The sequence below is a fragment of the Bacteroides sp. 519 genome, from assembly GCF_010500955.1.
Taxonomy (GTDB): Bacteria; Bacteroidota; Bacteroidia; order Bacteroidales; family Bacteroidaceae; genus Bacteroides.
In genome coordinates this window covers 32,915-53,936 of the sequence record NZ_QVMJ01000016.1, presented here as the reverse complement: position 1 = coordinate 53,936, position 21,022 = coordinate 32,915, and the positions used below count along the sequence as shown (strand labels likewise).

At 37.6% G+C, this 21,022-nt stretch carries 15 protein-coding genes; 2 read left to right on the top strand and 13 right to left on the bottom strand.

Going from position 1 to position 21,022, the window contains the following annotated elements:
• Positions 1-9: 9 nt before the first annotated feature.
• Positions 10-1,971 (bottom strand): AAA family ATPase, encoded by a 1,962-nt coding sequence (locus D0T85_RS14250; protein WP_163214196.1) that lies wholly within the window; start codon positions 1,969-1,971, stop codon positions 10-12.
• Between the two features lie 113 nt (positions 1,972-2,084).
• Here D0T85_RS14250 and D0T85_RS14245 point away from each other — a divergent pair, with 113 nt between their 5' ends.
• A complete protein-coding gene (locus D0T85_RS14245; RefSeq protein ID WP_163214195.1) occupies positions 2,085-3,101 on the top strand; it encodes a YafY family protein in 1,017 nt (338 codons plus the stop codon).
• A 405-nt stretch (positions 3,102-3,506) separates the two neighbouring features.
• Here the strand turns inward: D0T85_RS14245 and D0T85_RS14240 are convergent, their stop codons facing one another.
• From D0T85_RS14240 to D0T85_RS14210, 7 genes are all read right to left on the bottom strand, one after another.
• On the bottom strand, positions 3,507-3,938 hold the full coding sequence (locus tag D0T85_RS14240) for a DUF5053 domain-containing protein (protein WP_163214194.1): 432 nt from the start codon (positions 3,936-3,938) through the stop codon (positions 3,507-3,509).
• 55 nt (positions 3,939-3,993) lie between these two features.
• Positions 3,994-4,176: a diguanylate cyclase gene (locus D0T85_RS14235; RefSeq protein ID WP_163214193.1), complete on the bottom strand. Its 183-nt coding sequence runs from the start codon at positions 4,174-4,176 to the stop codon at positions 3,994-3,996.
• 88 nt (positions 4,177-4,264) lie between these two features.
• A complete protein-coding gene (locus D0T85_RS14230; protein ID WP_163214192.1) occupies positions 4,265-6,253 on the bottom strand; it encodes a DUF4954 family protein in 1,989 nt (662 codons plus the stop codon).
• Between the two features lie 110 nt (positions 6,254-6,363).
• Positions 6,364-7,593, bottom strand: a complete 1,230-nt coding sequence (gene hflX, locus D0T85_RS14225) for a GTPase HflX (protein WP_163214191.1) — start codon at positions 7,591-7,593, stop codon at positions 6,364-6,366.
• A gap of 176 nt (positions 7,594-7,769) precedes the next feature.
• Positions 7,770-8,141, bottom strand: a complete 372-nt coding sequence (folB, locus tag D0T85_RS14220; RefSeq protein ID WP_163214190.1) for a dihydroneopterin aldolase — start codon at positions 8,139-8,141, stop codon at positions 7,770-7,772.
• Positions 8,142-8,147: 6 nt separating this feature from the next.
• Positions 8,148-10,853 (bottom strand): 4-alpha-glucanotransferase, encoded by a 2,706-nt coding sequence (locus D0T85_RS14215; RefSeq protein ID WP_163214189.1) that lies wholly within the window; start codon positions 10,851-10,853, stop codon positions 8,148-8,150.
• 273 nt (positions 10,854-11,126) lie between these two features.
• Complete coding sequence (locus D0T85_RS14210; protein WP_163214188.1) at positions 11,127-13,667, bottom strand: adenosylcobalamin-dependent ribonucleoside-diphosphate reductase; 2,541 nt, start codon at positions 13,665-13,667, stop codon at positions 11,127-11,129.
• 328 nt (positions 13,668-13,995) lie between these two features.
• Between D0T85_RS14210 and D0T85_RS14205 the strand changes: the two genes are divergently transcribed.
• On the top strand, positions 13,996-14,736 hold the full coding sequence (locus D0T85_RS14205; RefSeq protein ID WP_163214187.1) for an NADPH-dependent oxidoreductase: 741 nt from the start codon (positions 13,996-13,998) through the stop codon (positions 14,734-14,736).
• Between the two features lie 105 nt (positions 14,737-14,841).
• Here the strand turns inward: D0T85_RS14205 and dnaA are convergent, their stop codons facing one another.
• The 5 genes from dnaA to D0T85_RS14180 all read right to left on the bottom strand — a co-directional run bounded on the left by dnaA (position 14,842) and on the right by D0T85_RS14180 (position 20,953).
• Entirely contained in the window at positions 14,842-16,245 is a 1,404-nt protein-coding gene (dnaA, locus tag D0T85_RS14200; protein ID WP_163214186.1) for a chromosomal replication initiator protein DnaA, read from the bottom strand.
• Positions 16,246-16,598: 353 nt separating this feature from the next.
• Positions 16,599-17,492: an MlaD family protein gene (locus tag D0T85_RS14195; RefSeq protein WP_163214252.1), complete on the bottom strand. Its 894-nt coding sequence runs from the start codon at positions 17,490-17,492 to the stop codon at positions 16,599-16,601.
• 11 nt (positions 17,493-17,503) lie between these two features.
• A complete protein-coding gene (locus D0T85_RS14190; RefSeq protein ID WP_163214185.1) occupies positions 17,504-18,631 on the bottom strand; it encodes an N-acetylmuramoyl-L-alanine amidase in 1,128 nt (375 codons plus the stop codon).
• A gap of 134 nt (positions 18,632-18,765) precedes the next feature.
• Positions 18,766-19,296, bottom strand: coding sequence for a 5-formyltetrahydrofolate cyclo-ligase (locus D0T85_RS14185; protein ID WP_163214184.1), 531 nt, complete (start codon positions 19,294-19,296; stop codon positions 18,766-18,768).
• Positions 19,223-20,953: a S41 family peptidase gene (locus D0T85_RS14180; protein WP_163214183.1), complete on the bottom strand. Its 1,731-nt coding sequence runs from the start codon at positions 20,951-20,953 to the stop codon at positions 19,223-19,225. Before D0T85_RS14180 ends, D0T85_RS14185 begins: the two co-directional genes overlap by 74 nt.
• Between the last annotated feature and the right edge of the window lie 69 nt (positions 20,954-21,022).

Genomic DNA, 21,022 nt, shown 5'->3' with positions numbered 1-21,022 from the left:
ACATTCTTTTTAATTGGAATACATAAACATCTCTTTTATCCAATATGTTGATTCATCTGTGAATCCAGCACCAAAAGGCTTTGTCAACTGACCATTGGATTTAATATGAATTGTGCGAATCTGACTTTCTCCAACTTCTCGTTTTTCTACTTCAGGATAATCGATATAATATATTATTGTATCTTCTGGCTTCGCATTACCTTTGACTGTCAAGTATTGTAGTTTGCGAATTAAATACTCACTATGAGTTTCAATTATAAACTGAATGCCAAAAGTTTTGTAGGAATCTAAGAAAAAATCTGCAAGTTTAGATTGAAATTTAGGATGTAGATTGGCTTCTGGTTCTTCCAAAATAATAGTTTTTTTTCCTATCTGGTGACAATAAACTATTTTTAAAATTATAGGCAATAGTTGTGTAATGCCATATCCTAAATCAACAAGATTTATTTTTTGATCACCTTTTATTAAAAAGATTTGGCTTCCAGCTCCTTGTAGCATTTCTATTTCGTAATCATTGGCAATTTCATATTCTTGCAACCATTTCCTTATAAAAGAAATTTCTTTGTCGTTATATTCCTGTTTAAGGAAATCAATTAGAAAACTATGAAATTCAGTTTCTTGCGCTGAAAAAGAATAGAAGCGTTGAGAATTTGCTCGAACGGAATCTATAAAGTAAGAATCTATCGCATTTCTTTTTATTGATCCGAATGCAATTTGTTGTAATATCAATTTTAGACTTCCTATTATACTATTTATACTATCTATTGGAGATACAGGTTTAGTACCTGTAATATGTTCTTCAAGACAAATAGCATCGTGTATTATACTTCGAATATTTATTACAGAATTATCTTTTTTTGTTTTAGCTTTTTCAGGATAACTAAATAAATTTTGAGCATCATATGAACTAAATAAATCCCACGATTTATAGTCAAATAATTGCATGCCCCAGTAGTCTAGTTCATTTATTGGAATATTGTTTGTGAAACGATATTGAGAATAAGTATTTAGTGCAATATTTTGATTCTTTCTGAAATATGAGTCAAATGTTTCTTCACCACTTGATATTAAATCACTGATCCATGTACCAATGTTCTTCATTTTTAATAAATTAGAAAAAGATTCAAAGTTGTATTTTTCTGTAATGGAAGGGAAATGAATTGATGTGATTTTCCATAATTCCTTAGTAAATAGGTTGTAGTTCGAAATAGGGATTTGAGAAAAAAGATCAATAAATATCAAATCATTAAAAGAGCTAGGCTCGTCTAAAGATATATTTTTAAGATGGCGCATTAAATATGTTATTCGTTTGAATTTTTCATAATCGACACCCTGTTCGCCATATATTTTTTTTGACTCTTCTGCACTCTTTTCAAAACTCTTTTCAAATAGATTCTTCTGGTGCTCTATTTTTCGATAATTCTTAAATTCTGATATCAATTCTAAAGTTACAGGTAAAATGTTATTGAATAAATATTCAAAATTCCATTCTTCGGATAAATAGATACCTTTGTATCGAGTGTATTCGCCTGTTTTTTCATCATTTTCTTGTTCGTCTAAAAAGAATTGATAAATAACAATATTTTCTTTAGTTGTGATTTTAAAACTCTCTAATGTACCATTTTTTAGGAGATTCTTTTTGTTAAATTTAAATTTAAGTTCTATGAATAAATCTTTAAATAAATCACTAGACAAAAAGTGGTTAAGTTGATAGATGATCTTAAATGAGTCTTTATTGCTACTTTTTTTGGAAATACACATTTCGAAATCTCCCAACAAATGATTCCCTTTTTCAAAATCGAGTATATTTCCTAAACCCTGTTGCATCCAAAAACTTTGCATTAACTTCATACCTTTAATAAGAGTACTTTTACCAGAACTATTTGCTCCAGTTAATACTGTTATAGGAGCAAATTCAAAAATAGATCTATCTGCAAATACCCTGAAATTTTCAAATCCTATACCATTCATAATTTATTTTTTTTGTTTCTTCGCTGCAAAGGTATAATACATTTGTGCAGCCTTTCTGCACAAATATAATGAATTTTTTCGTTCCTTTGCATTAATATAATAATTCTACTTGTATGGCAACAAATAAAAATGCTCAAATACGTTATCAAATACTCGATAGATGTTTCAGAAATAGTGGAAGAAGATATTTTATTGAAGATTTGATAAACGAATGCAATAAAGTACTGAAAGAAATTAATCCAGATTCAAGTGGAATAAGCCGTCGTCAAGTATTTGATGATATAGCTTTTATGGAAAGTGCAGAAGGTTGGTGCATAGAGTTATTAAGAAAAAAAGAAAATAGAAGAGTGTTTTATCAATATAAAGATTTATCGTATTCTATTAATAATATGCCTTTAGATGAAACCGAATTAAACTGCTTGTTAACATCTTTGCAAACTATTTCTCAATTCAAAGGTATGCCTCAGTTTGAGTGGATGTCTGATTTGTTAATAAAACTAAGGCAGAAAAACGGTTCTTACAATTCTCATTATAATACTATAATGGAATTTGAAAGTAATCAATATCTAACTGGTATTGAGCATATTGGAACAATATACAATTCAATTCTATACCAAAAAGTGTTGAAGGTTGAATATTTACAATCTTTCAAAGATAGTGTACAATTAACAATACATCCTTATTATCTAAAAGAATATAACAATCGTTGGTTTGTATTTGGGTATAATCCAGAACAAGATAAAAGTGATTGGAATCTTTCGCTAGATAGGATTGTAGAAATATCAGAAGCAAATCAACCTTATATTTTGAACACTCAAATAGACTGGAATGAATACTTTGATGATATTATTGGAGTAACAAAACCTAATGATGAAAAAGTTGAGAACCTAACTTTACACTTCTATGGGAAAACGGGGCATTATATTACTTCTAAACCCATACATGGTTCTCAAAGGCATCATTGGTTAGATTCTAATACTCTTGAGGTTAAAATTGATGTTATTATAAATTACGAAATGGAACAACTTATTCTTTCATTTTGTGATAGTGTAAAGGTCATTCAACCTCTATCATTAAGAGGTCGGATAATGGACAAGATGAAAAAAGCATATATTGAATATTTAAAATAAGTTCAGAATTAGTAATTAGCTCATTTATCTGCTTTAGATTGTGTGAAAATAAATTGGTTTCGTTTTATGCTTACTTACAAAAAAACCGTGTTTAGAAAAACCAGATATTAAAACCCTTTTTACTTTCTTTTTGATAGTCAGATTTGCTTTTTATTAAGTCTCTAAAACAGACTCTAAGTATATCTAACATGTTAATTTTTATTCTCAGAATCATTCTTAATTTGTTCTTTAATATATTTCAAAAAAGTATTGCTTTCAAAGGCTGAACTTGGGGAAACTCGGTCTTTGCATAAAAAGGAAAATATGCAACAATGATCGTTTTTGGAGATTTATAAAACATGTATTTTTTACCTCAATTACAATAGCAAATACTTATAAAAGTATAGAGTTTTACCTTCCGTTCCATTATATACTGTGTTCAATAGAATGAGCAGTATCATTAATTTTAAGACTTAGTTCTTTTAATGCATTGCTAAGTTTTTGTTTTTCTTCAGGTGTAAAGGATGTGGTTTTACCATTTATCAAACTGCCGTTAATGCGTTGGTAAAGCCAATGTCTGGTTTTTCCAAAATACTTCTTTGCAATATATGACATTGAAGTAAAATCATTAATTGCTTCCAGACTTTTTTTAATTCGGATTGTTTCCTGAATTCTCTCCAACTCCTCTTTCGCTTCTTTTGCTCCTTGAATAAATGCCAATGTAAATGCTTTCCCATCAGCTGGTTCCAATGAACGCACAAAATCACCAAACCGCTTGTTATGATTTGCTTTTTCTTCTGATGTTTTGGCATTTCGATAGTCCTCTTTCCATCTCTCTAATTCTTTCTGCACATCCATAGCCTGTTATTATTAAAAAGTTATATATACAACGAAGAGCAGTAGCCCTAGAGGGCTACTTTTCATTCAGCTTTTTACAGGCTTGAATATAATCGTCGAGCGTTTCATCCACTGCCTGCTCAAGCTCCTCTTTAGTCATCCATTCTATTCTCAGAATTTCATCCCAATTAGAGGAAAAGAAGCCCAAATCATCTTCAGCGTCTTCTTTTTGAGCCTTTAGCTCTTCGTCTGTCATCATTTATAAGATCGCGATTCTTAATGACAGAACAAATATAATAACCTTTTGGATATTAAACAAAGATAATACAAACTATTTACATGATTATCTAACAAACCTTCTCCATCCTCTGAATCAGCTCATTCCCCAGATTTGTTTTCTCCTCAATATGCTTCAATACCGCATTAACGAAGGTATTGCTCTCAAAATCTCCACGAACTTGCTCAAAGTCCATTTTCATTTCGTTGCGGCTACCGTCGGCACCAAATCCAGTCATAGACGATAAAGAGAATTCCTTGCGGGCATCTTCGTACACCATCTTGTCGAGGCCAACAACAGACTCTTTCCAAGCGTTCACAATAAATATAATATCTTTGGCGGTAATAGTTTCCGGATCTATATTATAGAATTCTTTAATCTTTTGGTAGGCCCATGTCCACTCGTATGTATAGTAGTTTTTGTGCATGGTTTCAAAGTTCTCATTGATGCATGCCAAACGGTTAATCTCACCGTTCTCAATACCATTCAATAACTTATCTATCTCACTTTTAGGAGCAATAAGTCCAGAAATATCTACCCATTCGCCGGCACCTATTTCGGTATCCGGTTTCAAACGGGCACGTATTTCATCATTATTCTTAAAATCAATTCCCTCCAATCGTTTAATAATGGAGTTTCCTAAGAATTTATGAATACCCGTTTCATACAATTTGATTCCTTTGTTAAGCGAAGAATTCTTTATTTTGGCACTCTGATACGAATAAAGTTCGGAGGTTTCTCCCGATACCCGTCTTAACTCTTTCAGAATTTCTCTTCCCTTAAACATCTTTTGGATAGTATAAGGACTTAAAAGGTTGTAGTTTATAAAGTCCAGTTTGTTGGGGTCGGTACGTTTATCACGCTTAGGCCATTTCTGGGCATCACGAATGGTTCCAACACTTCGCAAATTTACACCAGGTACCAAATAAGTAGTATCGGACTGTTCAATAAGATACGAGAAAGGGAGGTTCGATGTGTCGGCATGGTTAACATGTCTTCCCATAACCAACGAGAAAGCACCTACGCGGGCAGGCCAAAGTATGTAAGAGTCGGAAGTGGTTTTGGCGCCCCGTTCCATAGTCCCCTGATGAATAGGACCAAGTTTATACATGTGGTTACTTTGGTTCGATCCCGACCCGGCATTCATAAACGAGAACATTCCGGCAATCAACAAGGTCGATTTATGATGCGTAACGGTATAAGGACCGGCAAAGATGGCACAAGCTTCCCCGTTTTCTCCCTGGCAGTTACTAAAAAACAGGGAGTCGGATGCGGAGTAGTTATGCCCCAGCTGACAGGCCTGTCCAACAAAGCAACGGCTCAGAACGGTTCCATCGTCAACATGCGATCCGGAACTGATTATAAAATCTTCGCAAATAACACTATATCCTATATGTACCGGTGCGGCTTCATTGCTGTTAATACTTCCGTTCTCCAGTCGGCAGGTTCCCTCAATGCGGCAGTAATCGCCAATCTTTACGTTTTTAATGCATCCAGCATTCATAATGGTAACACGGTTACCTATTGTACCAACTGTAGAGGCATGTTTATTAGAGTAATAGTCGGTAATTTCTTTCATCCGTTTGGTTAACTCCGGCCGATGACGGTATAATGCCATTATGTATGCCTGATGGGCAGAAAGCTTATCGCTCATGCACACTTCACGGCCTCCGGTTTCGTTGAGTACAGCGGCTTCGCATCCATTGCCAAAAGTGGTCAGGCCATCTACAAGAATAAGGTCAACATTCTCGATAAATGAGTTGTTACCAATTTCGTAGTTAGCAATGTAGTTCTGAATATTCTCGATACAACAGTTATCTCCCAACGTTACATTGTGTAATGTAACATGGCGTAATCCTGCATGTTTGCGAATTCCACCAGGTAGGGTGAACTCCGATTCAAAAACTCCCAACTTTACTTCTCCCGAGAAACGGGTGTGAAATATGTACTGCGGAGTAAAGTTTGTATCTACATAAACCTTATCCCAATTGTCGGCCAGGCACGACTGCCCCTTTAGCTGAAGAATTTCGTCCTCAGTTAGTTTCCTATAAGTTTTCATAAACGTGTCTATTGGAAGTAGTTGAGGAGGTAAAGTGAGGTAAAGGAGGTAAAGTAGATAGACTGGCTCCTTTACCTGACTTTACCTCACTCTACCTCCTCAACTACTAATTAATCATATTCCTGATAAAGAAAATCATTATAGGGGAACCGTTGTACGTGTAACTCTTTTACTTTGCTGTAAACCACACTCTTCAGTTCTTCCATATTGATTTTCTGACGGGCAGAGATGAAGATGCAATTATCATTCAGCTTTGCCATCCACGTTTTCATGAGATCTTCGAGCGTTAAATTCTCTTTGGTTAGGGGGGTAAGATCATCGGGCGCTTTTTCCACGTAGGTATAAGCGTCTATTTTATTAAAGATTAATATGCTTGGTTTGTCGGCGCTGCTAATATCGGCCAATGTTTTTTCTACAACACTAATCTGGTCTTCAAAGCCGGGGTGTGAGATGTCTACTATATGTAATAGTAAATCTGCTTCGCGCACTTCGTCTAAGGTTGATTTAAAAGATTCAACCAAATCGGTTGGCAGTTTACGAATAAATCCTACTGTATCTGATAACAAGAACGGCAGATTTTCAATAACTACTTTACGCACAGTAGTATCGAGTGTAGCAAAGAGTTTGTTTTCGGCAAAAACTTCGCTTTTAGCAAGCAGGTTCATTAAAGTAGATTTGCCTACATTGGTATATCCTACCAGTGCTACACGAATCATCCTACCACGGTTTTTCCGTTGGGTAGCTTTTTGTTTATCAATCTCTACCAGTTGTTCTTTCAACAAAGACATACGGTTAAGAATAATTCGGCGGTCCATTTCCAGCTGGGTTTCACCGGGTCCGCGAAGCCCTACCGAACCTCCACGGGCGCCACCTCCACCACCACCCTGACGTTCAAGGTGAGTCCAAAGTCTTTTCAAGCGGGGAAGCATATATTGGTATTGTGCCAGTTCTACCTGTGTTTTGGCATGGGCAGTTTGGGCACGCATGGCAAATATATCAAGGATGAGCGATGTACGGTCTAGTATTTTTATTTGGAGTGCTGCTTCAATATTACGCAATTGTTTGGGCGACAGTTCATCGTCAAAGATAACCATCCCTATTTCGTTTTCGTCTACATAATTTTTTATTTCCTGAAGTTTCCCTTTTCCAACGTAGGTTACCGAGTGTGCCATATCCAATCGCTGGGTAAACTTCTTAACTACTTCCGCCCCTGCTGTCTCAGCAAGGAATGCCAGTTCGTCGAGGTACTCGTTTGTTTTGCGTTCGTCCTGATTTTGGGTTATCAAAGCTACAAGTACAGCTGTTTCGGCCTGGGCTTCGGAGATGATGAATTCTTTCATTTACTGTTTTCTACAAATTGTGGGACAAATATAGTGATTTTTTGTTTCCTTACAATGGTAAAAGAGTGTTTAAGAACCCCAATGCTATATAGCTTGTGCATAATAATCCACTATTTTATGGAAAATAGTGGATTATTATGCGGAAGAGTACAGGGTTTTCTATCGGAAAGTCCCTACTATTGCCTTAAACAATACATCTCCACCCCCGCTGCTTCTATGTCTGCACCCATTGGAGGGTTCTTTTTAGCCAGTGTTATTTCAATTCCATCTACCAATGGAAATTCATGGAATAACCTGTTAACAATCCTACCACATACATGTTCCAGAAGCTTGGAAGAGATGGCCATCTCTTCCAATAATATCTGGTGTACATTTGCATAATTAACAGTATCTTCTACATGATCACTTTCTGCAGCTTTAGAAATATCCACAGCAAGACGCAGGTTGATTATGTAGTTGTTTCCAACAACCTGTTCCTGTTTTGCTACTCCATGGTAGCTATAAAACAAAACATCTTTCAACGTAATATAAGATCTGCTAATTTTCATAGGAAATTATTTTTCCGGATTCCTTCCGGTATTCTTTATCATATTCTTAATCTTATCATTCAAGTTATCCGCTTTCATCAGTTCCTCAATAGTGAGGTGCATTCTGTAACGCCAGTAATGCTTTGGGTTAGCCGGAACATTGATTCGTTCATCCGGAACATTGGGATATCTTAATTCTTCATCTATCGACATCCAATCTTGCAAAGCCAGTATACACAATATAGAATTGCTGTACAGATGGTTTCGTACAATCTCTTCGCATATCTCGGGAGATGCTACCGTAGGAGCAGTGCCGTAATGACCCATTATGTTATTATAATAACGCTGGGTTTGTGCATAATCTTCTTCCCACCATCCGCGCAAGGTCGACATATCGTGTGTAGATATGGTACAAACCGAACGATAAGGGTATTCATTCAAATGGCCGAATTCATAATTGGGGTTCTTCGGCATTCGTTGAATTTCCAGACTCAGGATACGAAGATCGTTCATTACCCAGGGTACACTATCCGGAATCATTCCCAAATCTTCACCACATACCAACATTCGGGTCGAAAGGGTTAACTGTGGTAACTTTTGCATGGCCTGTCGGTGCCAAAACTGATTGTGCCTATGATAATAATACTGATCGTACAAACGGTTAAAAGAGTTCTTATCCCAATCCGATAAAGATTTATAAAGGAAATCATGCTGTGCGCTTATACGTGGATGGAACTTTTCCGGATCGTCCTTGTCGACAACAAACAATACATTACTGATAAGTGAATAAAGTCCATCACGTATCCATATACTATCGGTGTCGTTTTTATCAGCGAAATAAGTTTCTACCTTTCTTTGTGTATCAAAGTCGGGATGCATACGATATACTTGCCAAACATCGGTTGGCTCAATGAAGTGCTCTTTTACATATTCGGTATGTGGGCCAAATACCTGCTCAAGGAATGATTCGTGGATATATGGATTCAGGAAGAAGTCTTTGCGGAACTGTAATCCGTAGCTTTCTATCTCTTCTGCAGTCATGGGCAAAGCAGGAGCAAACTGCCCCAGTAGTCCATGTACGGCATTCATTGGAATTTCCCAGATACGGAAGAAACCCAGAATATGATCTATGCGGTATGCATCGAAGTATTCTGCCATTTTATGGAAGCGTTTCATCCACCACTTATAACCATCCTGTGCCATTACATCCCAGTTGTAGGTTGGGAATCCCCAGTTCTGCCCGTTTACCGAGAAATCATCGGGTGGAGCACCGGCCTGTCCGTTCAGATTGAAGTAATAAGGTTCTGTCCATGCCTCAACACTGTTGCGGCTTATCCCGATAGGAATATCCCCTTTGATAGCTACCCTATGTTCGCGGGCGTAAGTGGTAGCTTCCAGTAATTGCAGATGTAGGTTATATTGTATGTAATAATAGATAGCAACGTGTGGATAATGAGGTGTACCGGGGCGACACAATTCATCAATTTGTTTGGAGTTATAAACCGATTGCTCCGGCCATTCTCTGAAATTGGGTGTTTTATAGGTATCCCTCAGATAACTGAATGCAGCGTATGGTTGCAACCATTCTTTATTTGCCTGATAGAATAAACGGAATCCGTCTGATGCCAATACAGCTTCGCCTTCCTGCGCAAATATAAGTCGGAAATACTCCCACTTTGTTTGCAATACGGCTTCGTAATTCATCATTGGCAGTGCATTCAACTCTTTTCTTCTCTCTTCGAAAGCTTTGGCAACTTTTTTGTCTTTTAACTGTCCAAGCTTATCTATGTTAGTATAGATCGGGTGGAAAGCATAAATCGATATACTGTTATAAGGATAAGAGTCAGTCCAGCTACCAGTCATTGTTGTATCATTGATCGGCAGAATCTGAACAAACTTCTGATCTGTTTTAACAGCCCAGTCTATCATTTTCTTTAAATCGCCAAAGTCACCAATGCCATAACTACTTTCCGAACGGAGTGAAAACACAGGTATAGCAACTCCTGCACCTTTCCAGGTAGGAACATTGAAATACACATACCTGTCGGATATCACTATCGTTTCATTGTCGTTGAACTGATAGTGGCCAATATGCCGGTTGGGATTATTTTCCCAATATTCTGCTTTCCGGGTTTTCTTGTTGAACAGTACAAACTTATATTCAATGGGAAATTGCAATTTCGAAGCATCCAGTTCTGTTTGCCATTCGGGGAAATTCACATCGCTCATTAACCAGGCTTTATCAGCATTCCAGCTACCAAGTATTTCCTGATTACCACAAATACCCAGGCAATAATCGCTGGTTATGCGTGGTGCATAGGCTTTGATAATTAAACCGTTGTTGTAGCTTTCGGGGATTTTATCTCTATCAAGATGTGCCAACAAAGATTCTGTAAAGGCCGAACTGTAGAGATATAAATCTTCCGGCAGATTCTTCCAACAATCGTAAATCTTATAAGATTGTTGGCTTCTGTTTGCCGGATAAAGTCTGCGTGAGAAGTTATCCCACTCATTCCTTACCACATTTCCATCCCGGTAAATATAATAGTTATATTCAATTACCTTGTTTTGGGGAACTTTGATCTCTTTTGCAACCACCCAGTTAATTCCATCTACTGTGGTAAGTGGTATGGCATTCTGAGGTATGTTATTACCTAGTTCGGGAATGGAACCAAGGAGTCTCACTTCTTCTCCCCAACTGGTACGGTATTCAATATGGAATGATACTGTCATATTTATGTTGTTTTAGTAGTTGGTAGCTAGTAGCTAGTAGTTGGTAGCTAGTAGCTAGTAGTTAGTAACAATGCCACATGGATATTCTTACTACTTACTACTAGCTACTTACTACTAGCTACTAAATAGCTACTAAATACAATTATAAATATATTATTTTTGTTATTATACAACAATAATCTCCAACTAAAGTTTTTTCCAATGCAAACGTTTGTGCTAATATGTTATTAAACACAAAAGAGGCCTGTAAGCCTCTTTCATTTAATTCATAGTTTATCCACAACGGGATGCGCCACAAGTTTTGCAGGTAAGGCAGCCTTCCTGATAAACCAATGTTTCGTTACCACAGTTGGGACACTTTTTGCCGGCGGCTTCTGTTCCGTCCTGAATGTATTTTTTAAGTGCGCGTTCAACTCCGTTTTTCCAGGTGTTAATATTCTCACTATCTAGTTGAAGTGAACTAACCAGTTTGATTACCTGTTCAATTGGCATTCTCCAGCGTAGTACTCCCGAAATCAGTTTAGCATAGTTCCAGTATTCTTTGTTGAACTTTTCGGAAAGGCCTTCGATGGTTGTTTTGTAACCACGCTTGTTCTGGAACTGGAAGTCGTAACGTTTGGTTCCTGTTTCTTCGTCAACGTTCTTAATGATTCTACCGGTGGTAACACTTTTGGGTAATAGAATACCTTCGTCATCATCCTGTAAACCAGTGAATATTTCGTAAGGTCTACCATCCAGGATACCTACAAATGCAACCCATTTTTCTTTGTTGTTCTGGAACCGAACAACATCTGCTTCCAAAATCTTCGGACGGGTTTCTACTATTGTTGGCGGTTTACATGGAGGTACCTCTTCTTTTTTACTTTTCTTTGTTGCCAGAAGAACACCCGAACGCGAGCCATCACGATATACAGTGCATCCTTTGCAACCTGATTTCCATGCTTCTACATACAAGTGGTTAACCAGTTCTTCGTCTACATCATTCGGCAGATTGATGGTTACACTGATTGAATGATCGACCCACTTTTGTATGCGGCCTTGCATCTTTACTTTCATCAACCAATCTACATCGTTAGATGTGGCTTTGTAGTAAGGCGACTTGGCAACTAGTTCATCAATCTCTTCGTGTGTATATCTCTTGGCGGGATCGTATCCGTTTGCTTCCATCCAGGTAACAAACTTATGGTGGAATACGATATATTCTTCGAAAGCATCTCCCGAATCATCTACGAAATCAATTCGTACCTGTGCATCATTCGGATTTACTTTTCTTCGGCGGGTGTATACTGGTAGGAACACTGGCTCAATGCCTGATGTTGTTTGAGTCATTAAGCTGGTTGTACCAGTAGGTGCAATGGTAAGACAGGCAATGTTACGGCGGCCGTACTTCTTCATGTCTTTGTACAATTCGGGATCGGCTTCGGCAAGACGATTAATGAAAGGATTGTTTTTCTCTCTTTCAGAATCGTATATTCCGAAAGCTCCTCTCTCTTTTGCCATGGTTACCGACGATTTATATGCATTGATTGCAACTACTTTGTGTACTTTTTCCGAAAAGTCGGTTGCTTCTTCGGTTCCGTAGCGAAGATTCAGTGCAGCAAGCATATCGCCCTCGGCGGTTATACCTACACCGGTTCTTCTTCCCTGTGCACTTTTCTTGTATATCTTTTCCCAAAGTTCGCACTCTGTACGTTTTACATCAGGGGTTTCCGGGTCTTCTTTAATCTTTTCAAGAATGCATTCAATCTTTTCCAGTTCAAGATCAATAATGTCGTCCATTATGCGTTGTGCCAGAACTACATGTTTTTCGAAGAGTTCGAAATCGAAGTAGGCGTTTTCTTTAAACGGATTAACAACATACGAATATAGGTTAATGGCCAACAGTCGACAGGAGTCATACGGACAAAGCGGAATTTCACCACAGGGGTTAGTTGATACGGTTTCGTATCCCAAATCGGCATAGCAATCGGGAACCGATTCTCTTATTATAGTATCCCAGAAGAGTACTCCCGGCTCAGCCGATTTCCAGGCATTGTGAACAATCTTTTTCCAGAGAGCAGAGGCATCAATATCCTTAACAGTGGTTGGGTTAGCAGAATTAACAGGGTACTGTTGTGTGTAGGTTTTGTTTTCAATTGCGGCTCTCATGAAATCATCGTCCAGCTTTACCGAAACGTTAGCTCCGGTAACTTTACCTTCCGTCATTTTAGCATCAATAAATGATTCCGAGTCAGGGTGTTTAATAGATACACTTAACATTAAAGCACCTCTTCGGCCATCTTGCGCTACTTCGCGAGTAGAGTTTGAGTATCTTTCCATAAAAGGAACGATACCAGTTGAGGTTAAAGCTGAGTTTTTAACAGGTGATCCTTTCGGACGAATGTGAGACAAGTCATGGCCAACGCCACCGCGTCTTTTCATTAATTGTACCTGTTCTTCGTCTACCTTAATAATGGCACCGTAAGAATCGGCAGGACCATTCACGCCAATTACAAAACAGTTTGATAGCGAGGCTACCTGATAATTATTTCCGATTCCCGTCATAGGGCTTCCTTGCGGAACAATATATTTGAAATGATCAAATAAATCGTAAAGTTCCTTCGCTGATAATGGATTCGGGTATTTAGACTCGATTCTGGCTACTTCATTAGCCAATCTCCAATGCATGTCTTCCGGAGACTTTTCATAAATGTTCCCGAAAGAATCTTTAACAGCATATTTGTTTACCCAAACTCTTGCTGCCAACTCATCACCTTGAAAGTATCGTAAAGATTCTTCAATAGCTTCTTCATGAGAATAGATTACTTTTTCCACTTTAGTTATTATAAAATAAGGAATTAAACAATAAAATGAAATGCAGAAGTGATGGTTGATTAATAATTGTGTTTGCAAAGCTATGAATGTTTTCTGTTATAGCAAAATAAAAATCACATTATTTATCAACAGCCACATAGTTTCTCAAAACAAAAAGCTAATTGCCTGATGAATAAAGCTTTGCTGAAAGAGCGAGTACCATCAAATTTCTTTTTTGGAAAACAAAATACTCGCTGTAAATGTTCAAAGTTTCCCAAAAAGAAAATTTAGAATTGGATTAGATTGCCACATCTGATACTATTTCTTATTTTTGCAGAAAAACAAACGTATGGAATCTATCAATAAAAGAAGAACTATCCGGAAATATACTCAACGAAACATCCCTGATGAGTTGTTAAACAATTTACTCAAAACATCTTTTCGGGCATCAACAACCGGAAACATGCAACTTTACAGCGTTATTGTTACCCGCAACACTGAAATGAAAGAAAAACTTTCACCCGCACACTTCAACCAACCGATGGTAAAAACGGCTCCGGTTGTGCTTACTTTCTGTGCAGATTTTCGCAGATTCAGTAAATGGTGCGAGCAGCGGAAAGCGGTTCCGGGTTATAACAACTTTCAGTCGTTTATGAATGCTGCAATGGATGCTTTAATTGTTACCCAAACATTTTGCACCGTGGCCGAAGAAAACGGGCTTGGTATTTGCTACTTGGGTACCACTACTTACAACCCACAAATGATTATTGAAACGCTTGGACTGCCGGAGTTAGTATTCCCAATTGCAACTATCACAGTTGGATATCCGGATGGAATACCGCCTCAGGTAGACCGCTTACCTGTTAATGGCATCATTCATACTGAAACTTACGAAGATTATACACCCGAAAGGATTGATGAAATATATGCTTATAAGGAATCATTGCCGGAAAACAAGCAGTTTATTAAAGAGAATAATAAGGAAACACTGGCACAGGTATTTACTGATATCCGTTATACCCACAAAGACAATATTACAATTTCCGAAAATCTCTTCAAAGTGTTGAAAGAACAAGGATTTTTAGAGTAATGAGTTGTGAGTTGTGAGTTGTGAGTAATGAGTTGTGAGTAGACTTAACATGCAACTCATTACTCACAACTCACTACTCAAAACTCATTACTCAAAACTCATTACTTATCTCCTTTTCAGCGTAGTTTCAATACTTTCAATATCAGCCTTTAACGCTTTGTCTACATCGCATTGGTCTTTCACTATTCTGCATGCATGTAAAACTGTTGCATGATCTTTTCCGCCTATTAGCTGGCCTATTTTGGAAGAAGAAGAATCCGTATGTTTCTTGGCAAGATACATTGCTATTTGTCTTACCTGCACTACGTCTCTTTTTCTTGATTTGGTATGAATAACGGTAGTATCTATATTGAAATGCTTGCAAACAGCATCAATAATATTATCAATGGTGATAACTTTGGTTTCGCTCTTAACTACCTTGCGTATAACACGTTGCGCCAGATCGATATCAATATCTTTGTTGTATATGGTTGAGTGAGCCATCATTGAAATAACAATACCTTCAAGGTCGCGCACACTTTCATTTACATTCTCAGCTATATAATTGATTACCTCTTCTGGGAATTGAAGCCCGTCGCGGTGTATTTTGTTTCTTAGAATGCCTTTTCTCAGTTCAACAGAGGGTTTTTCTAATTCGGCTACCATTCCCCATTTAAAGCGGGTTAAAAGTCTTTCTTCAACTCCTTGCAGCAAGGCTGGAGAACGGTCTGAGGTTAATACCAATTGCTTTCCATTTTGATGGAGGTGGTTGAATATATGGAAGAACGTGTTTTGGGTTTTAGTAACGCCGGCAAATTCCTGAATATCATCAATAATCAGGATATCTATTGTTTGGTAAAAGTTAATAAAATCATTGGTTGTATTGTTTCGCACAGAATCGGTGTACTGCACCTGGAATAGATGTGCAGAAACATACAATACCCTCTTTTCGGGGTATAGTTCTTTAATTTTGGTTCCGATGGCATTGGCAAGGTGAGTTTTTCCCACACCCGAATGTCCATGAATAAACAAAGGATTAAATACGGTCTTTGCCGGATTCTGAGCAACAGCCTCAGCAACACTTCTTGGAAGTTTATTACTGAATCCTTCTATAAAGTTTTCAAAATTATAATTCGGATTGAGTTGTGAGTCAAGTTCCTTTGTTACGATCTTTAATACCCCCGGCGATTTATTAACTTTCTCAAGGTTTTTGGGAGGAGATACTGCCATAGAACGACTACTTGCCTCAAGGTCTACTGTAGTCCTTGAAGTTTTATCTATCATTACGTTATACATTAACTTGGCACCTTCTCCGATGACACGATATAATGTATTACGCAATAAATCCACAAACTTATCCTCTATGAACTCATAGAAGAACTGGCTTGGAACTTGTACTGTTAAGGTTTTGTCCACAAATTTCAAAGGAATGATAGGGGCAAACCAGGTTCTAAATGTCGTTTCGGGAACATTGTCTTCAATTACTTTTAGACATTGGTTCCAAAGACTGACATGATCACAATCTTTCATAAACAAAATTAATACGCAATTATTAATTAACCTAACCTTCTGCTGATTGCAAAATTGAGAATCTTATTTCAAAAAAACAAATGAGTTTTTTCTTGTTTATTAGCTACCTCTTTTAACGGCTTTAGTTTCAGCTACTTATAAAATTGTTCGCAAGTACCCCGATAAAACCCAGCACACGAAATGTATGTTGCTAATATTCAATAACTTAACACCAAGCCGCTAATACAACAGTGAAAAGAAAACAATAATAATAATCTCATTTTATTTAGCTTTGTTGATACGCCAAACTTCGTTTTTTATAGATAATGATGCTAATTTGTTATTTAGACAAAATCTACATTAACCATTTTTTCTTATTTGTCTTTCTTGCCGAAGAGAGAGAAATGAACATAGCGTTTTGGGCTATTTTTAAAGTCTCCCAGAAGATTTGCAGCATTTTCGGCTGTATTGTTCAGGTTGTAGTATAGCTGTGTATCATTTAATAACAAACCTAATGAATTCTCTTTGCTATTAAGTTTCTCTGTAAGCATTTTTACGTTGTTTAAAGTAGCATCGACCTTGCTTACTGTAGCAGCATAGTCTATGTTCTTCAGGTTATTGCTTACCTCCGTAAAGTTGTCTCCTATAGTCGACAATTTTTGGGTTAAGAGTGGAAGGTCGTTTTGTGCAAATCGATTCAGGTTGCTTGTTAATGCTTGCAAATTTGCAGTGGAGTATTTTACATTGGTAATGATTTCGGGTATTTCTTCGTTGCCGGTTATTGCCTGAATAGATGTAAGAATGGTATCCAGCTTAGGTATTAAGCTCTCTATTTTAGGCATCAATGAGTTTATACTTCCCATCAGTCCATTATTAAACTTGCCTGGTATGGTATCGCCAATGGTGTGTACGCCAAGCTGTCCATCGGATAGTATGATGTTCATTTTCACATCTCCCAACATGGCAACTTCCAAATCAGCATAGCTACCTCTGGGTATCTGCATCTCTTTATCCAGGTCTATTTCAACGGTTACATTTCCAGGTCTTTTATAATCGTAGAATATATCACGTACAATCCCTACCTGATAACCATCGGCATACACCGGACTGGATTTTGTTAGTCCATTAATGTTTTCGTATTTTACATAGAAATAAATGCTGGGTTTAAACAGGTGGATACCTTTAAGATAATTGATCCCATAAATAAGGACACATAATGATACAATTCCAACCAGCCCTATTCTAACCTCTTTAGTGAAGTATTTCATTATTTTCATTGTTATTTTCTTGTGTTTTTAAATTCCTGTATTGCATCATTTATATTCATTTTCTCTCCATTTCTGAAAGCAATGATAAATGCATCTTTAAATTTACTCAGAATATCTTTTCTGACCTTTACAATTTTATTATAGTCTTCGGACGCTCCATAGGTATATTTGTAGATATTTCTTTCTTTATAGTATCTTACCCCCTTCAATCCTTTCAACTTCTGATCACCAGGTTTTAGTACATTCGAGGAAGTTGTAATCTGAACCATAAACACAATGGGAACTTTCTCTGTAACATGCGATGTTTTTGGGGTTACATTTTGTGTACTGGCTTCGTTGTGCTTTAGTGGCTCGGCGTTGGTATTGTGCAAACTCTTGTATTGAAGAAATGCCTGATAAATGCCCTTGGCCATTGTGTTGGCACCGTTTTCGGTATTGAGATATTTTTCTTCTTCGGGTGTTGAGATAAAGCCCAGTTCAATAAGCACACTTGGCATTGCTGTTGCATGCAATACCAGAAATTGGGCCTGATGAACACCTTTGTCAATCCGCTTACAGGAATTTTTAAATTGTTGTTGCATAAGTGTTGCAAGCTGAACGCTTTGTTCCATAAACTTATCCTGCATGAACTCGTACATGATATATGATTCGGACGAATGATCAAATCTGGCATATCGTGTTTTGTAATCGCTTTCGTACTCAATTACTGCATTTTCACGTTTTGCCACCTCAAGGTTAGCTTGCGACCGTGCTAGCCCCAAGGTCCATGTTGAAGCACCTTGCAGCGTTTTTGATTTAGCTACCGAATTTGTATGAATGGAGATAAACAAATCTGCCTTGGCATTGTTTGCAATCTCCGCTCTTTTATCCAGGCTTATAAATACATCTTTATCTCGCGTATATATCACATTCACATCTTTACAATTTTTCTTAATCAGGTTACCTACTTTCAAGGCAACTTTTAGGTTTATATCTTTTTCTTTGGATATTTTTCCTAAAGCGCCCGGATCTTTACCTCCATGACCGGCATCAATAACGACAATAAAGTCTCTGGCCCATGTATTGCTTGAGCAAAATGGACTGAGAAGAACTCCAAGACAGAGAAAAACTAAAAATATGTGTTGTTTGTGCGACGACATATTACGCGCAAAGGTAGTGATTTTTGCAGAAAACTCAACATTTACCTTTAAGTTTTCATTTTTTTATCACTCTTCATAAATAAAAACACAGAGACACAGAAACACGGAGCTTTTCCTTGTGTTGAACACGGAGGCTAGGTGATCACCTTATCCATACAAATATCAAACTGTTCGACAGGGATTGTGTTTAGCAACTGAAACGGAAAGCAGATGCCAATTTTAGGAGCTTTAATAAGAGGCAGTAATTTGTCGTAATATCCTTTTCCACGGCCAAGCCTGTTGCCTTTACTGTCAAAAGCCATACCGGGTATAATGGCTAGGTCAATCGAATCATAACTGGTGAAAAGTGGTCCGGTTGGTTCTTTTATTCCATATTCTCCTGTTATAAGATCGTTCTTGTGCGAGTATATTCTCAGTTCAAGTACATCGCCCACAACAACCGGCAGTAATATGGTTTTGGTTTTACTCCATTTTTCAATGAATTGGTGTGTATGCACTTCATCATCCATCGAAAAATAGAGTAGTATTGTGTTCGAAGCTTGAAAAAGGTTTTCTTTTTCAAGCTTCTCTAAAACAGAATCGGATATTGATTTAAGCGTAGAGACGCAATACTGGGTTTTCTGTTGGCGTATTAGCTTGCGCAGTTCTTTTTTCTGTTTCTTCATCGTTTTCGGTAACAAGTACTTCTTCTTCTTTTGCCGGAGCTTGCGGATATGCCTGACCGGTTTTCAGCAATTCAAGAGCTTTTAATACGGTTATGTCCGTTTTGTTGAAGTATTTAATATAGTTTTCTCTGCCAAGCATGTTATAAATGATATTACCATATACATTCCGCTCTAACAAACTATACGATTTTTGAATCAGGATATTTCTTCTTTTTATTCCTTTGCTATCTGCATATTGAACAAACTGTTCAATAACTCCTTGGCTTTTCAGGTATCCAAGTAGGCTTTCTTCATCCGTATATTCGCTTAGCTTTTTACGGTTTTGATCGGTGTACTGAAACGAAAACTGAAGTGTTAGCCCTCTGTTTAAAACGCTACGCAGATAGGTAGTAATATTGGTTGTGTCCTGTGGAACAAAGATGTCGGGCATAATACCGCCACCACCATAAACCGGACGTCCAAGGCCTGTGTAATACCGTAGGTTTTCGTCGACCTTGATGCTATCGCGCGAGAAGAATTCTCCATGTTCGTATCTGTTTAACAAGTCCATTTCGTAATCGGCATCTTTTCCTTTGTTGTATGGACGTTGAATTGAGCGTCCGGATGGCGTATAATAACGGGCAATGGTGAGGCGAATGGCAGAGCCGTCACTGAATTCGATAGGTTGTTGCACCAAACCTTTACCAAACGATCGCCGGCCAACAAGCATACCACGGTCGTTATCCTGGATAGCACCTGCAAATATTTCGCTGGCCGATGCCGATGATTCGTCTATTAATACTACCATTGGCATATCTTTGCAACTGCCGGTACCGTTTGCCAGTTCGTTTGCACGGGGGTATTTGCGTCCTTTGGTGTATACAATCAGTTGGCCTTCGGGTAAGAACTCGTTTACCATCCGGATAGCGGCTTCCATAAAGCCACCTGTATTACCTCTCAAGTCGATGATTACACCTTTGCAATTCAGATGCTTAAGTACTGCCAATGCACTCAATAGTTCTACATGGGTTTTGCGTGCAAATTTCGAGATCTGAATGTAACCGAAATCTTCGTTTATCATATAAGCTGCATCTACACTGTTTTGCGGAATATCTCCCCGAACAATATCGAACGATAACAAGTCTCTTTCTCCAAATCGCTTAACTCCTATTCTAACATCGGTACCTTTGGGACCCTTTAATTTGCGCATAGCACGTTCATTGGTAACTATTTTGCCAACAAATATGCTATCGTCTACAGCAACAATGCGGTCGCCGGCCATTAGTCCTACTTTCTCGGAAGGACCGCCCGGTATTACACTGTTTACATGAATGGTATCGTGTTGAATGGTGAACTGAATACCTATCCCACCAAAGCTGGCTTCAAGTTCGGAGTTTACAATTTCCAGGTCTTTGGCCGGAATGTATGTTGAATGAGGATCCAACTCTCCCAGAATCTGAGGCATTGCTTCTTCTATAAGTTCGTGCATATTAACGGTATCAACGTACTGCTCGTCGATAACCCGCAACAATGCAGTTAATTTATTATTGGTTCCGTTTATAATACCCAATCTGTTGCCCGAACGATGTTTGGCATAAAATGTTCCTATCAATATACCAATTACAACACTAAGTGCAATTATGATGGGGGTAAAACGAAATGATTTGTTTGAACTCATGATTTTAGTTTATAAGTTTTTAAGTTTTTAAGTTTTTAAGTTTTTAAGTTTTTAAGTTTTTAAGTTTAT

What these genes read in the sequence shown, in the direction of transcription:
- D0T85_RS14250 (WP_163214196.1), bottom strand. Translation starts at nt 1,971, where the DNA reads ATGAATGGTATAGGATTTGAAAATTTCAGGGTATTTGCAGATAGATCT.
- D0T85_RS14245 (WP_163214195.1), top strand. Translation starts at nt 2,085, where the DNA reads ATGGCAACAAATAAAAATGCTCAAATACGTTATCAAATACTCGATAGA.
- D0T85_RS14240 (WP_163214194.1), bottom strand. Translation starts at nt 3,938, where the DNA reads ATGGATGTGCAGAAAGAATTAGAGAGATGGAAAGAGGACTATCGAAAT.
- D0T85_RS14235 (WP_163214193.1), bottom strand. Translation starts at nt 4,176, where the DNA reads ATGATGACAGACGAAGAGCTAAAGGCTCAAAAAGAAGACGCTGAAGAT.
- D0T85_RS14230 (WP_163214192.1), bottom strand. Translation starts at nt 6,253, where the DNA reads ATGAAAACTTATAGGAAACTAACTGAGGACGAAATTCTTCAGCTAAAG.
- hflX (WP_163214191.1), bottom strand. Translation starts at nt 7,593, where the DNA reads ATGAAAGAATTCATCATCTCCGAAGCCCAGGCCGAAACAGCTGTACTT.
- folB (WP_163214190.1), bottom strand. Translation starts at nt 8,141, where the DNA reads ATGAAAATTAGCAGATCTTATATTACGTTGAAAGATGTTTTGTTTTAT.
- D0T85_RS14215 (WP_163214189.1), bottom strand. Translation starts at nt 10,853, where the DNA reads ATGACAGTATCATTCCATATTGAATACCGTACCAGTTGGGGAGAAGAA.
- D0T85_RS14205 (WP_163214187.1), top strand. Translation starts at nt 13,996, where the DNA reads ATGGAATCTATCAATAAAAGAAGAACTATCCGGAAATATACTCAACGA.
- dnaA (WP_163214186.1), bottom strand. Translation starts at nt 16,245, where the DNA reads ATGAAAGATTGTGATCATGTCAGTCTTTGGAACCAATGTCTAAAAGTA.
- D0T85_RS14195 (WP_163214252.1), bottom strand. Translation starts at nt 17,492, where the DNA reads ATGAAATACTTCACTAAAGAGGTTAGAATAGGGCTGGTTGGAATTGTA.
- D0T85_RS14190 (WP_163214185.1), bottom strand. Translation starts at nt 18,631, where the DNA reads ATGTCGTCGCACAAACAACACATATTTTTAGTTTTTCTCTGTCTTGGA.
- D0T85_RS14185 (WP_163214184.1), bottom strand. Translation starts at nt 19,296, where the DNA reads ATGAAGAAACAGAAAAAAGAACTGCGCAAGCTAATACGCCAACAGAAA.
- D0T85_RS14180 (WP_163214183.1), bottom strand. Translation starts at nt 20,953, where the DNA reads ATGAGTTCAAACAAATCATTTCGTTTTACCCCCATCATAATTGCACTT.